The organism is Halovenus marina (genome assembly GCF_051414115.1).
Classification (GTDB): domain Archaea; phylum Halobacteriota; class Halobacteria; order Halobacteriales; family Haloarculaceae; genus Halovenus; species Halovenus marina.
Window position 1 is genome coordinate 1,924,182 of record NZ_JBLKNZ010000001.1, and the last position, 14,500, is coordinate 1,938,681.

General features: G+C 62.7%; 12 protein-coding genes. 11 read left to right on the forward strand and 1 reads right to left on the reverse strand.

The annotated features are described in order from the left end of the window. The first annotated feature begins 1 nt into the window (after position 1). The 11 genes from ACMGFL_RS09865 to ACMGFL_RS09915 all read left to right on the forward strand — a co-directional run bounded on the left by ACMGFL_RS09865 (position 2) and on the right by ACMGFL_RS09915 (position 12,425). Positions 2 to 727, forward strand: a complete 726-nt coding sequence (locus tag ACMGFL_RS09865; protein ID WP_436935371.1) for a site-2 protease family protein — start codon at positions 2 to 4, stop codon at positions 725 to 727. Positions 728 to 791: 64 nt separating this feature from the next. After that, positions 792 to 1,898 carry a DUF7972 family membrane protein gene (locus ACMGFL_RS09870; RefSeq protein ID WP_436935372.1) on the forward strand — a complete coding sequence of 369 codons (1,107 nt, stop codon included), beginning with the start codon at positions 792 to 794 and terminating at the stop codon, positions 1,896 to 1,898. Between the two features lie 60 nt (positions 1,899 to 1,958). Continuing rightward, the gene (aroC, locus tag ACMGFL_RS09875; RefSeq protein WP_436935373.1) at positions 1,959 to 3,182 is read left to right on the forward strand and encodes a chorismate synthase; all 1,224 of its coding nucleotides are present in this window, start codon (positions 1,959 to 1,961) and stop codon (positions 3,180 to 3,182) included. A 157-nt stretch (positions 3,183 to 3,339) separates the two neighbouring features. Further along, on the forward strand, positions 3,340 to 4,713 hold the full coding sequence (locus ACMGFL_RS09880) for a halocyanin domain-containing protein (RefSeq protein ID WP_436935374.1): 1,374 nt from the start codon (positions 3,340 to 3,342) through the stop codon (positions 4,711 to 4,713). Positions 4,714 to 5,009: 296 nt separating this feature from the next. Continuing rightward, positions 5,010 to 5,501: a plastocyanin/azurin family copper-binding protein gene (locus ACMGFL_RS09885; protein ID WP_436935375.1), complete on the forward strand. Its 492-nt coding sequence runs from the start codon at positions 5,010 to 5,012 to the stop codon at positions 5,499 to 5,501. 42 nt (positions 5,502 to 5,543) lie between these two features. Continuing rightward, positions 5,544 to 6,974, forward strand: a complete 1,431-nt coding sequence (locus tag ACMGFL_RS09890) for a 4Fe-4S ferredoxin N-terminal domain-containing protein (RefSeq protein WP_436935376.1) — start codon at positions 5,544 to 5,546, stop codon at positions 6,972 to 6,974. 2 nt (positions 6,975 to 6,976) lie between these two features. Beyond that, on the forward strand, positions 6,977 to 8,329 hold the full coding sequence (nrfD, locus tag ACMGFL_RS09895) for an NrfD/PsrC family molybdoenzyme membrane anchor subunit (RefSeq protein WP_436935377.1): 1,353 nt from the start codon (positions 6,977 to 6,979) through the stop codon (positions 8,327 to 8,329). Then, the gene (locus tag ACMGFL_RS09900) at positions 8,326 to 8,538 is read left to right on the forward strand and encodes a hypothetical protein (protein WP_436935378.1); all 213 of its coding nucleotides are present in this window, start codon (positions 8,326 to 8,328) and stop codon (positions 8,536 to 8,538) included. The genes nrfD and ACMGFL_RS09900 overlap by 4 nt, the downstream gene beginning before the upstream one ends. Positions 8,539 to 8,641: 103 nt before the next feature. Then, complete coding sequence (locus ACMGFL_RS09905; protein WP_436935379.1) at positions 8,642 to 9,787, forward strand: Mrp/NBP35 family ATP-binding protein; 1,146 nt, start codon at positions 8,642 to 8,644, stop codon at positions 9,785 to 9,787. Between the two features lie 78 nt (positions 9,788 to 9,865). Beyond that, positions 9,866 to 11,272 (forward strand): class II fumarate hydratase, encoded by a 1,407-nt coding sequence (locus ACMGFL_RS09910; protein WP_436935380.1) that lies wholly within the window; start codon positions 9,866 to 9,868, stop codon positions 11,270 to 11,272. A gap of 163 nt (positions 11,273 to 11,435) precedes the next feature. Then, positions 11,436 to 12,425: a J domain-containing protein gene (locus tag ACMGFL_RS09915; RefSeq protein WP_436935381.1), complete on the forward strand. Its 990-nt coding sequence runs from the start codon at positions 11,436 to 11,438 to the stop codon at positions 12,423 to 12,425. A gap of 1 nt (position 12,426) precedes the next feature. Here the strand turns inward: ACMGFL_RS09915 and ACMGFL_RS09920 are convergent, their stop codons facing one another. Then, positions 12,427 to 14,184 (reverse strand): MutS-related protein, encoded by a 1,758-nt coding sequence (locus ACMGFL_RS09920; RefSeq protein WP_436935382.1) that lies wholly within the window; start codon positions 14,182 to 14,184, stop codon positions 12,427 to 12,429. Between the last annotated feature and the right edge of the window lie 316 nt (positions 14,185 to 14,500).

The window sequence follows — 14,500 nt, forward strand, 5'->3', positions numbered from 1 at the left end:
GATGCGTCAGTTTCGAGTCGGCCGAGTCGCAGACATCCCACTTCGGATGGACGTATCAGTCGTCGTCGTCTCCGCCGCGATTGCGGCGATGGTCGCTGTTCTCGCTGGCGACTGGGCCGAAATCCTCAACCTCTCCGCCGGGACGGATCTGGATTCCGAACGGCTCGGGGTAGGGATGTTTCCCTGGCTGCTCGGAGTTGTGACAGCGGTGCTGTTGCTCGCCTCCGTGCTCGGACACGAACTCGGGCACTGTCTGGCCGCCAGACGGTACGGACTCCCCGTGGAATCGGTCACATTCTGGCTGTTCGGTGGCGCAGCACGGATTCAGACCGCGCCAGCGACGTGGCGACAGGAGGCTGTAATTTCGCTTGCCGGGCCAGCCGCGAGTCTGTGCTCCGGACTCGCTGCGACGGTTGCGTTTCTCGCTCTCGCACCGGGCGGGACTGCTCTTGCCGATTCGGTCCTGTTCGTGCTCGGCTACCTGATCGTGATGAATTCCGGGCTGGCAGTGGTCAACATGCTCCCAGTGGTGCCGATGGATGGCGGGCAGACAGTGCGGGCAGTGCTCGCTCGTTCACGCCCCTACGCCGAGGCGACGAAACTAACGGCCGTGATCAGCGTCGGCGTCGCCAGCGCACTCGCGCTGGTCGGCGTCGCACTGTCGCTGTACGTGCTCGTCGGGTTCGCACTGCTCATGTGGCTGACCGTGCTGGTCGAATCGAGGTAGCGACAGCGTCCACAATTGTCGAACCCCACTAGAGATTTATGACAGAGCCCCGTCGTCGATACTAATGACCGGTCCGCCTGAGCAGTCGATGCCGGATCGAGATGTGCGCACCGACGGCGGCGACACTGCGGCAGAGGGCGGTGCGGAGGACACGCCGAGTGACACACTGGGTGGGCGGATCGGCGGGGGTCGAGTGCGAACGTGGCTTCTGTTGAACGCGAATCGGAGATTTGTCGCGGCCGTGTTCGCACTCTCGATGTTTCTGGTACTCGTGCTGGCGAGTGCGCTTGACATCGCCCCGATGCGGCAGGTCGTCCGCGAGCAGACGGCGCTGTGGTGGGTCTTCTCCCCGCTCATCGGTGCGGTTATCACCGGTGTCACGCTCGTGGTCACGTTCACGCAGTTAGTGCTCTCACAGGAACTCGGGCCACTGGGCGACCAGCGCGACCGGATGGGCGGAGCAATCGACTTCCGCGACGACGTCGAATCCTGGCTGGATACAGCGCCGACGCCGCCGGACCCGTCCTCGTTCCTTGCGGCGCTACTCGACGGGGTCGAGACACGTGCGCAGGCGCTTCAGACGGCCGCAGACGACTGTGAAGACGAAGCGACCCGCGAGGAGGTGGCGGAGTTCGTCACGAGTCTCACAGACCAGGCAGCGGCCGTCGGTGAGGGGTTGGAAAACACTACGTTCGGCAAGTTCGACGTGCTCTATTCGGCGCTCGATTTCAACTACTCGTGGAAGATATACGAGGCAAACCGGCTCCGCCACGTCCACGACGAGGAACTCACCGACGAAGCCAGGGAGGCGATCGATGAACTCATCAACGGACTGAAATTCTTTGGTCCCGCGCGCGAGCACTTCAAGACGCTGTACTTTCAGTGGGAGCTGATCAACCTCTCGCGGGTGATGCTCTATGCAGCGTTTCCGGCACTTTCAGCCGCCTTTTTCCTCCAGTTGTACGTCTCGCCGAGTTCGTTTTCGGGGACGTACCTCGGCGTCGACGGTCTCGTCTGGGTCGTCGCGGCAGGGGTGACGATCACGCTCGTCCCGTTCTGTCTGTTGACCGCCTACATTCTCCGCATCGTCACCGTCGCGAAGCGAACGCTCGCTATCGGGCCGTTCATCCTCCGGGACACGGACCGGACGGAGGAAAGCGACTGGAAGTGAGGGGCTGGCGACCGCGAACTTTCTCAACATCTTTATGCCAGCACGCACCACTGTCGCGTAATGAACGGGAACCGGTACGGCAGACTCTTTCAGGTGACGACGTTCGGGGAATCTCACGGCGAGGCGATGGGCTGTACGGTGTCGGGCTGTCCGGCGGGCGTCGAACTCGACGAGGCAGAAATTCAGGCGGAACTCGACAGACGGAAGCCGGGGCAGTCGATGATCACTACCTCTCGGGGCGAACCCGACGAGGTGTCGATCAAGTCTGGCATGCAGGACGGATACACGACGGGGACGCCAATCGGAATGGTCATCCAGAACAAGGACGCGCGCTCGGGCAAGTACGAACCGTTCGTCACTGCGCCCCGCCCCTCACACGGCGATTACACCTACTCGGCGAAGTTCGGCACGCGCAACTGGGGCGGCGGCGGCCGGTCGTCGGCCCGCGAGACGGTCAACTGGGTCGCCGCGGGTGCGGTCGCAAAGCAGGTGCTCGACCAGAGCGAGTACGACGTGCAGGTGAAAGCCCACGTCAATCAGGTGGGCGACATCAGAGCGCCCGAGGTGAGCTTCGAGGAGATGCTCGAACACACCGAGGAAAACGAGGTTCGGTGTGCTCATCCCGAGACGGCAGAGCGCATGCGTGAGGCGATAGACGAATACCAGCAGGAGGGGGACTCCATCGGCGGGTCGGTCTACTTCGAGTGTCGCGGCGTGCCCCGCGGACTCGGCGCACCGCGGTTCGATTCGTTTGCCGCCCGACTGGGGAAGGCCTTCTTCTCGATTCCGGCAACGAGTGCCTTCCAGTTCGGGAAGGGACGAGAGACCCGAACCATGCGGGGTATCGAGCGAAACGAGGACTGGGAGTTCGACGAGGGCGACCATCCCGAGACAGTCAGCGAGGAGGGCGACCCCGTTCCGGTCGGCAACGACCACGGCGGTCTCCAGGGTGGGATCACGACCGGCGAACCGATCTACGGCGAGGCGACGTGGCATCCCCCGACGAGCATTCCGAAAGCGCAGAAGACCGCAGACTGGGAGACTGAAGAGCGAAAGGAGATTCAGGTCGTCGGCCGTCACGACCCCGTGTTGATGCCACGGGCCGTCCCAGTTGTGGAGGCGATGCTCCGACTGACGATTCTGGATTTCATGCTACTCGGCGGCCGCATCAATCCCGACCGGCTAGACGACCGGCCGGGCGAGTACGACACCGACTATCATCCATCGAGTCCGGTCAACGACCCCGACGACGCTGACACCCACGCGGAGACCCTCGACGAGTGATACTGCTGGCTGTCCGTTCGTAGAGATATTTGCCACCCCGGGGTGGCGAATGCTGTCAAAATAGTACAGTCAGCAGTATGAGCGCCACGGAGAACCGGCCCAGACGCGAACCGAAGCTTTCAATCACGCGTGCTTGTAACCTCCGAACAGACAACCAATGACCGACTTCGAGCGGCGGAAGGTTCTGAAAGCTGGCGGCGCGGCACTGACAATCGGGCTGGCAGGCTGTATCGCCGACAGCCGCGGCGTTCCGGGCCGTTCCGATCCGCCTGAGGATGGCGACGATGACGGCACCGGCGATGGCACCGGTGACGGCACCGGCGATGGCAGTACGCCCCAGCCAGGTATGCAGGCCCAGATCGACGACCACCTCTCGGACACCGGCAACTACGACGGTACTGTTCAGGACTTCACCGGACAGGACGCTGTCGACCTGACAAACGGGGAGGTCGAAGGCACAGAGCAAGCCTACGTCTTCGACCCGCCAGCGATTCAGGTCGATCCGGGGACGGAGATTACGTGGACGTGGTCGGGCGACATCGGCCACTCCGTGACCCATTCCAACGGGGACATGTTCGACAGCGGAATCCAGACCGGCGACGGGACCACCTTCTCCCAGACCTTCGAGGAGGAAGGGCTGTATCTGTATCACTGCATCCCGCACCGCTCGCTCGGACAGAAGGGTGCAATCGTCGTCGGAGAGATGGGCGGCGGCAACGGCAACGGCGATGGCGGGACCGGTGCCGACATGGAAGCGATCAACGAGCACCTCTCTGACACCGGCAACTACGGCGGCTCTCTCGAAGATCTCACCGGGCAGGGCGCCGTCGACGTGACAAACGGAGAGGTTGAGGGCACAGAGCAATCGTACGTCTTCGACCCGCCAGCGATCCGGATCGACGCCGGAACGGAAGTCACGTGGACGTGGTCGGGCGACATCGGCCACTCCGTGACCCATTCCAACGGGGACATGTTCGACAGCGGAATCCAGACCGGCGACGGGACCACCTTCTCCCAGACCTTCGACGAACCCGGAACGTACCTGTATCACTGTATCCCCCATCGCTCACTCGGACAGAAGGGTGCAATCGTCGTCGAAGGCGGAAGCGGCGACGGGAGCAGCGACGATGGAACCGGAAACGGTGGCGGAGGGACCGCGACGGTCGAGATGATCACTGACAGCGGGAATTACTACTACGATCCGATTGGACTGCACGTCGAAGCAGGCACCACGGTGACATTCGAGAACGTAGAGGGAAGTCACAACGTCGTCAGCTACGAGGGGCGCATTCCTGAGGGCGCAGAGCAGTTCAGTACGACCATCGGTGAAACTGCCGAACTCACCTTCGAGACCGCAGGTACGTACGATTTCTACTGCCAGCCGCACAAGACGCTCGGGATGGTCGGTCGTATCGTCGTCGGTGAACCCGGCGGCCCCGCCGAAGGCAGCATGCCCCCGGACGGCGAGGTGCCCGACAGCCAGACCATCGTCGACCAGGGCAGCGTCTCCTACAGCGACTTCACGGGATAACTCCGGCCGATATTCGCCGTCACGTTCTTTCTGTTTACCGAGTTGTGGATGCCAGACTGCCGTAATGGCGAGTCCGAAATCCGGCAACGAGATCTGCACCCGTCAGAGCGAGACGACCACCGCCGCAGGTTTCCGTATCCGAGTGCCGACTGTGGTACTCGCTGAGAAAGTACGCTAAATGGTCTCGAAGCTACTTCGAGATCCAACTTAAATGTTCGCCGTCTTCTCACCGTTCAGGAACGGCTGAATCGAAGCATTCAATCGGGAGTGGTTACAATCCCGCACCGACGAGAACTATGACCACGGTCGATCCACAGCGACGAAAGATGTTGATGGCGGCTGGGGCAGCTGCGACGGTCGGACTCGCGGGCTGTTCCGGCGACGGAGATGGTGGTGATGATGAAGGTGATGGCGACGATAGCGGTTCACCGGAGACCGTCAGCGACGTTCCTGAAGAGGTCGACGGATACCTCGGGGACAACAACGCGAACGGCTACGAAGGCGAACTCGTCGACTATCGCGGTGAGAGCGAGGCCACGGTCGATGTCGGCCCGGGTGGCAACTTCCGCTTTGGCCCGGCGGCGGTCATCGTCGATTCGGGAACCACAGTGCAGTGGGAGTGGCAATCGAGTGGTCACTCGGTCACGTCTACTGATGACCTGTTCGACAGTGGCATCCAGAACGAGGGCGACGAGTTCAGTTACGCCTTCGAGGAGACCGGCAACTTCATGTACTACTGTATCCCCCATCAAGGAAATGGACACCACGGTGCAGTAGTCGTCGAGTAGCGTGGATCGAACGAACAACAGATCTGGACACGGTGAAATCGAATGAGCACGGACGATACACAAGAAGACGAAGCGAGACATCCCTACGAGACCGACGAGTCGTTCCACCCGATGGGTAAAGAGTGGGAAGACCGGATGCGCGAAGAGCTCGAGGAGACCGACTACGACGCGGATCTAGGGATGCAGATGGCACGGGACGCCCAGCGACTGGTCGCTGGTGAACTATCCGAAGAGGAGTTTTACGCAGAATACCACGAGGACGTCGAGGCCGAGTTCGAGGAGGACGACCGACCCGTTCTCGACGACGTCGACACCTCCGAAGTCGACGACCTGGACAGCGAATCGATGCTCGAATCGCTCCAGGACATCGACCTCGAAACCGACGACATGTCCCGCCGGGACATGATGAAAAAGACCGGTGCGGGCGCGGCGTTTCTCGCATACGGCGCGTACGCAACCGTCGACAGCCGTGGAGACGAACAGGCGGATATCCCTGACGACGCGAACAACCTCCGACCGGCCGAGGGCGACGACCTCGAAAGCCGATGGGGGATGGTCATCGACCTCGAACGGTGCGATGGCTGTCTCGCCTGTGTCTCGGGCTGTATCGACGAGAACGGTACCTCGACCGGTGCGAACTGGATGTACGTCTTCGCCTACGAGGACGACAACACCGAGCAGGAGAACTTTCTGGTTCGACCTTGCCAGCACTGTTCGAACGCGCCCTGCGCGAAGGTCTGTCCGGTTCGTGCACGCCACGCTCGCGAACACGACGGCCTCGTACTCACGAACTACGAGACCTGTATCGGCTGTCGGTACTGTCAGGTCGCCTGTCCCTACGGTGTCAACTACTTCCAGTGGGGCGAACCCGACGTCGATATGCACGAGATCACGCACCTGGATGAGACCCCAGAGGAAGTGCGTGCGATGGACGAAGAGGAGCGCCACGAGGCGCTCTCGGAGGCCAACGACCACGTCTACGACGAACGCGGCTGGTGGACCGACAGCCGACCGCCGATCGGAACGATGGGCAAGTGTACGTTCTGTCCGTCCAGACAGGACGAGCACACGGACAACCCGAGAGGGACCACTGCGTGCATGGACGCGTGCGACCGCGCGGGCATGAGCGCAATCCACTTCGGAGACATGTCTGACGAGGAGAGTCGACCCCGCGAGTACCTCAGACGCAGAGCGGACCAAGAGTTCGACAACGACACCGAACTCGAAGGCGACGAAGCCTGGGAGTCGACAGTCACCGACTGGGGCAAGCTCTCGGCGTTCAAACTGCTCGAAGACCTTGGCACCGAGCCGAACATCACGTACCTCGGGAACGAGCCGTCACCCAACGCCCAGCAGATAGACGGTCCCGTCGCCTACGAATCACTTGGCAACAAGTGGGGCGTCCCGGTCAAGTCCAACCGCAAAGAGCACCTCGATTACGGGCCAAGCGGCCCACCTGAGGAGGAGGCCTAACGATGGCAACGAGCGAAGCGGGGCCGGACCACATCCTTCGGCCCATCGAGAACACGTCGCGCTGGTGGTACGTCGCTGTCGGCGCGTGTATCGCCGTCACGATGGTCTGGCTGGCCGGTTGGGGCTACCAGCTTCAGGAAGGCCTCATCGTCACCAGCCTTGGTGACTGGGGAAGCGGTGGCGGTGTCACCTGGGGGCTGTACATCGGCGCGTTCATCTGGTGGGTCGGCATCGCCCACGGCGGAATCATTCTCTCTGCGGCTGTCCGGCTGTTCGGAATGGACCGCTATCAGCCGGTCGCGCGAATGGCCGAACTGCTGACGATTGCCGCGCTGAGTATGGCCGGGCTGTACATCGTCGTTCACACTGGTCGTCCCGACCGGCTGGTACTCAGCATTCTCCCCGCGTATCCGACGACGGTGCAGAGTTCGCCGCTCGTCTGGGACGTGACGGTCATCACGCTGTATTTCGTGTTGACCGCCACCTATCTGGCACTGACGCTCAGGTACGACATCGCGCGGCTCCGACATCGACTCCCATCGATTCTCGGGCCGGTCTACAAGATCATGCTACTCGGATACAGCGAAGAGGAAGACGAGATCATCGAGCGGATGGTCTGGTGGCTCGCGCTCGGTATCATCGTGCTCGCGCCACTCCTGTTGCACGGTGGCGTGATTCCGTGGCTGTTCTCACTGCTGCCGTCGATGCCGGGCTGGCAGGGCGCAGTGCAGGGTCCACAGTTCCTGACGATTGCGCTCACGTCGGCGATAAGCGGCGTCATCATCCTCTCGTATGCGATGCGCTGGGCGTACGACTGGGAAGCAGTACTGCCTGATGAGGTCTTCCGCGGGCTGACGATGTGGCTCGGCCTCTTCTCCCTGCTTTTCATCTGGCTCCAGCTGCAGCAGGTCATCAACGGCGTCTTCGCAGCACCCGCCGACCTGCAGAAGTTCGCCTACGCCAAACTCTCAAACGAGGTGTTCATCCTCGTTGTGATCGTGATGACTATCGTCCTCGCGTACATCTTCGCACAGGCGGTCAACGAACGGGTCTTCACCAAGAACCGCTCGCTTGCAGTCTCCTTCCTGGTGCTGTACGCGACGCTCTCCGAGAAGATTCTCTTCGTGGTCGAAGGGCTTCAGTACCCGACGTTCGACCTCTACAGCGGTGTGCCGGGCGTGTACGTTCCAAGTCTTGTCGAGGGACTCTCGCTTGCCGCGACCATCGCGATGTGCTCGCTCATCTTCCTCGTCATCGTCAAGGTGATCCCAGTCGTCGAACTCCACGCGGTCGAGGGCCACGACGACCACGGGAACGGACACGGCGATGCCAGTGACGAGGAGGTGACAGCATGACCTGGGAAGTGCTCAACCCCGGCGTCTGGGTCATCTTCATGGTCATCGGGCTGCCGGTGTACGTCGCCTTCCTGGGCTGGTTCCTGGGGCGACCGCGAAACATCCGGACCACGATACTGGGAACGTCGACGTTCTTGGCACTGGTGACCGCACTCTGGGGCGGTCTGTTCTCGATAACGATCGCGATTCGGATACTGTTCTTCTCGTAGCCCGATTCGCGGTCGCTGTTCTCCCGGTCGAATTGTCACACTCGTCGACTGTCGCGCGTATCGAACCCGAAAGGGACACCTTTCTCGACGCCCAATCTCTCGTATGACTCTCTCAGCGGCCGAACTCGAAGACCGACTGTCAGCGGTCGAAGACCCTCAGGTCGGCGAGGATATCGTCTCGATGGGCCTGATCAACGACATCGCAATCGAGGGAGACACGGCGAGAATCTCACTCGCGTTCAACTCCCCATTTGCCCCAGCGGAGATGGATCTGGGCAGCGAGATTCGCGACGTAATCTCCGAGGCTGGACTGGAACCGGACCTTCGCGCGAACGTCACCGCCGAGCAGGGCTTCGACGAGGAGGTGTTCCCGAACGTCCGAAACGTCATCGCAGTCGCCTCCGGAAAGGGCGGCGTCGGCAAGACGACGGTGGCGGCGAACCTCGCTGCAGGACTCGATAAACTCGGCGCTCGCGTGGGTCTGCTCGATGCGGACATCCACGGCCCGAACGTGCCGCGGATTCTGCCCGTCGACGAGGAGCCGAAGGTGACCGAGAACGAGGAGACGATTCTCCCGCCGGACTCGGACGGTGTGAAGGTGATGAGCATGGGCTTCATGACGAAACAGCAGGACGACCCGACGATCATGCGCGGGCCGATGGTCAACAACGTGATGACCCACTTCATCGAGAACGTCCGCTGGGGCGACCTCGACTATCTGGTGGTCGACCTGCCGCCGGGCACCGGCGACGCCTCGCTAGACTTGCTCCAGTCGCTGCCCGTCACCGGCGTCGCCATCGTGACGACGCCTCAGCAGATGGCTGTCGACGATGCCCGGAAGGGGCTCAGACTCTTTGCCAAACACGAGACGCCCGTGCTTGGCATCGTCGAGAACATGTCGACGTTTCACTGTCCGAGTTGCGGCGACTCCCACGACCCCTTCGGGGAGGAAGGGGCATCGGTCATCGCGGACGATTACGACGTGAACCTGCTCGGCTCGCTGCCGATCCACTCCGATTACGGGGCCGACGGCACCGTCGATCCGGTGGTTAAGCAGGAAGGGAGCGCGGTCAACGAACCGACAGTCGAACTTATCGAGACCATCGCCGACCGCATCGGCGAAGTGAATCGGCGAAAGGTCGCCGGACTGCTCGACGTCGGCGAGGCTGGCTCGGCGTTCGGTGACGAACCCGCCGGCACCGCCACCGCGACGAGTGACCGTTCGGGCGGGCGCGGCCCCGGATTCTAGCCGCCATATCGCGGGAGACTCTGCCCGCTGTGACGACCGTATCAGTACATTTTACGCGCTCGCTCTCGAACCGCAGATATGAGCGAGGACTACCGAATCGAGCAGGACAGTCTCGGCGAGATGGAGGTACCGGCGGACGCATACTGGGGGGCACAGACCCAGCGAGCGATCGGCAACTTCCCGATCAGCAAGGTCACCTTCGGACGACGCTTTGTGCGCGCGCTCGGAGTCGTCAAGAAGGCCGCGGCACAGGCCAATCGCGACCTCGGTCTGGTCGAAGAGGAGCGAGCGTCCTGTATCATCGAGGCCGCAGACGAGGTTATTGCCGGGGAGCACGACGACCAGTTCCCCGTCGACGTGTTCCAGACTGGCTCTGGCACCTCCTCGAACATGAACGCGAACGAGGTGATCGCGAACCGAGCGAGCGAACTGTACGGCGCAGAGATCGGATCGCGAGAGATCCACCCCAACGACCACGTCAACTACGGTCAGTCGAGCAACGACGTCATCCCGACAGCGATGCACGTCGCGAGCCTCGAAGCGCTCCAGAAGGATCTCCTCCCCGCGCTGGAAACGCTCCGCGAGGAACTGGCCGAGAAGGAGGCGGAGTTCGACGACGTCGTCAAGACGGGGCGAACACACCTGCAGGACGCGACGCCGGTCAGACTCGGTCAGGAGTTCGGCGGCTACCGCACACAGATCGAGAAAGGGATCGAACGCGTCGAAAGTGCACAGCCCCGACTGGCCGAACTCGCACTCGGCGGCACCGCGACCGGGACGGGTCTGAACACCCACCCCGAATTCCCCGAACGCGCGGCCGAGTACATCAGCGAGGAGACCGGGATCGAATTCCGTGAAGCCGACAACCACTTCGAGGCGCAGGCCGCCCACGACGCGATGAGCGAGGCCCACGGCGCGCTGCGAACAGTCGCCGGAAGTCTCAACAAGATTGCAAACGACCTTCGACTGCTCGCGTCCGGGCCGCGGAACGGTCTCGGTGAGATCGAACAGCCAGAGAACCAGCCCGGATCCTCGATCATGCCGGGCAAGATCAACCCCGTCGTGGCGGAGGCGGTCAATCAGGTGCACAAGCAGGTCGTCGGCAACGACGCCGCCGTCAGTGCGGGTGCTGCCGAGGGACAGATCGACCTGAACCTCTACAAGCCGGTGCTCGCGCACAACCTCCTCCAGTCGACGCGCCTGCTCGCGAACGGGAGCGAGGTGTTCGCCGAGCGCTTCGTCGCGAAACTGGAGGCAAACAAGGACCACTGCGAAGAGCGCGTCAACCAGAGCATGGCACTCGCCACCGCGCTCAATCCTGCAATCGGATACGACAAGGCGAGCGAAGTCGCAAAGACCGCACTCAAGGAGGACAAGACGGTCAGAGAGGTCGCAATCGAGAAGGGGTATCTGACCGAGGAGGAGGCCGACGAGGTGCTCGACCCCCGGAAGATGACCGAGCGCGTGATCCTCGGCGACGAGTGATACTGTCGGCTGTACGTACCTACAAAGATGCGCCACTTCTGGTGGCGAAGGATGTTCGAGATGGGACAGCCAACAGTATGAGCCCCCCAGACGAGTCGCCGTGACTCGATTAGTGGCCTTCGGGTGAACGGTCGCTTCGACGGACCGGAGTTTTATGGTCGGGATGTCCGTAATCCGACACGCAGACCACATGGAGAGCTACTACGACCTGCTCGACATCTCTCCCGATGCCACCACTGAAGAGATAGAGCAGGCCTACAGGCGAAAGCTCAAGGAGACACATCCGGACGTCAGCGACCACGAGGACGCGAGCGAGCGGACGAAACGGCTCATCGACGCAAAGGAGACGCTGACCGACGAGGCCGAGCGCGCACGGTACGACAGAATCGGCCACGACGCATACGTGGGGGAGGATCCGACGACTACAGTTCAGGGTGGTCGTTCGAGCAATTCGAGCACGACAGGGCAATCGCAGACGGGCTCAGTCGGATCGCGTTCTCACGGTGACGCTGCTGGGAGGGAAACACAACGCGAGTCGGGGCGGGGAACGACCCATAGACAGCGACGCAATCGAGCACGAAACCGACAGCGCCGAGCGAGAGAGCAGAGCAATCGGACCGGAGACGTTCGCGGCGAGAGAGCGACGGCAGGTCGTGGCAGCCAGCGAAGTCAGGAGTCACGGCAGGGCCGGGCCGGGACGTGGAACGACGCGGCGTACACGACAGACGGGGAGTGGGAGGATAGCTGGCGAACCTGGAATACGGGCGGGTCCTACGCCGTTCGGCGCGGGGAAGACAGCCTCCGCGCCAAGGGCGGTATCTTCTCCTCACAGCAGGCGCTCGTGTTACTCGGCGCAACGTTTCTCGTCTACCCCGTGTTACTGTTTGGCGCACTGTTTCGGACCTTCCCGCTCGCAGTCAACATTATCGTCGCGATGTGTGCGGTGCTCATCGTCGCGTTCCTCCAGAGCATCCCGAACGTCGCCGTCGTCGTCTTCGGCGTCTGGACCGTCCTGTTGCCAATCGTGTTGACTACTGTCTTCGGGGTGTCGCTGTTTTCGCTCATCGGCGTCCTCGCGATTACGGGTGTCGTCTTCCCGCTTGCACTCTCGATACTGACGTACCTGTTCATCCAGCCGATGAGCGTCGGGTGACTCAGTTTTGCGACCACTCGGCATCGGCGAGCGTCCGCTGGACGGCGGTTTCGCCGACGGCTTCGGCCAGCGTCTGGTAGTCGACGCGCTCGGCGGGGTCGTCGGCGTTGGCGACGAGTCGCGAGACGATAAACTCCGGCGTCGACCGGCCGACGGTGCCAAAGCGGGGCTGATAGTCGACCTGCAGTTCGAGGTCAGTCGTCAGTCCCTCGGCGAAGATGCCGTCGGTGCGGGCCGTCTCGGGGAGCGGTTCCAGGTCGTCGGCGAGGTGGGTGACGAACACGCCCAGCGCGTCCTTCTCGACGGTCAGCGTGACCAACCCGTGCAGCAGGTCGGCAGCGCTGCCGGGTTCGGTGATCGCCTCGAACTCGTCGACGAGCATCAGCGTCCGCCCGGCCTCCGACAGCGGGGGCACCACCGTTCGGAGCGTCGATTCGAGCACGCCCGCGTTGAAACTCGCGTGCCGTCGGTGGAAGACGATCCGATCGACTGGGTTGAGTTGCGCCTCGCGTGCAGGAACGGGAAGGCCCATCTGCGCGAGCAGTTGCACCTGACAGAGCGTCTCCAGAAGCGTCGTCTTCCCGCCACTGTTGGCCCCCGTCAGGACGGCGACGCGGTCGCCGGTCGGTGGCGCGTTCGCACTCGCGACGTCGAGATTGTGGTCGCCGACGGCGTACGTCACTGGCTGGACGGACACGCCAGCGTCTTCCAGAAACAGGTTCCGGGCGTCGACGACACCGGTGACCTCGCTGTCGACGAACTGTGGCCGGGACAGGTCGAAGGCGAGCGCGAACCGAGCGAGCGAGATGGACACCGCGATGTCAGAAGTCGCGTCGACAGCGGCGTCTATCTCCTCGCGTGCGGCGTCCAGATCTGTTTCGAGTGTCGCCGCGACCTGTTGTTCGCGCTCTTCGACCGCAGTTCGGCGGTCGTCGGCCAGTGTTCGAAGCGTCTCGCCGACGAACCCGCGCGCGTCGGTCGCTTCGGATGGCATCGCCTCGCGAACGGCGGCAACGTCGATTCCCGTCTCGCTCGTGACGTGGCGGGCGAGTGACTCCCGAAGCTGGTCGGTGCCACGTGCGGCGGACTGGATTTCCTCGACGACGGTTCCCGGCGTGGCGGCCATATCCTCGACCGCTCCGAGCTGGTCGCGGAGTTCGTCGAGTCGGTCGTCGGCCCCGCTCCCGACGCGGTCGTCGCCTTCTAGTCCTGCGAGTGCAGCCAGCCCATCGCGTAGCGTCGACTGGTCGAGCGCAGAGAGCGGTTCGAACACGCCCTCAGCGAAGCCAGCCTCGGCGAGTTCGAGCGCGGCCTGCACGCCCGCTCGCTCGCCGCCGCCGCGCTCGTCGTAGGTGTCGAAGGCAGCAAGTACGGTGTCCCGTTCGTCCGCAGCGAGTCGGTCCCAGCTTTCGCGGGCCTCCATCACGTCGTCGAGTCGCTCCGCCATCGCCGCCTCGGTCGACAGCGGCGTCAGGATCCGGATCCGGTCTGCCGCGTCGTCGGTGACTGCATACGAACTAACGAGGTCGAGTAGTTCCTTGTAGACGTTCCGACTGTCCCGCGTCGCGAGTACGTCCATCGCTGCGCCGCCGTGGGCGTGGCGGAGAATCCGGGTCGCACGCCCGCGGGCCAGTCCAGCGTCGGTGAGTCGCCGCACGTCGGCGCTCTCGATTGCCTCGAGCGCGGCCTCGACACCCAACTGTTCGGCCAGCAGATCACGGGTCTTCGGGCCGACTCCCCAGTACTCTTCGAGTCGCATTAGCTTGTGGGTGTGCTGGAACTGTCTTCAGTGTTCTCACTGATCAAATGAGTTGGCTCAGAGATGCCATCGTCGTGCGTCGATGTTCTGTTAAACACGAGAGCACCACGATTGAGTATCGTGTCGGATATGCGATGGTTAGTCTCGTGGACTCGTATTGATTTCCCGTTCGATGAACCAACTACTCTGGAGCTGTGCCAATTGATTGTTGCCCGTCCGATCAGAAGTGTGTGAATGCGTGTCGTACTGTGTACCGAGTGCGTACCTAGCAACCGAAACGGTTCTTCCGTATCGATGTGGATAGTTATAAATACAT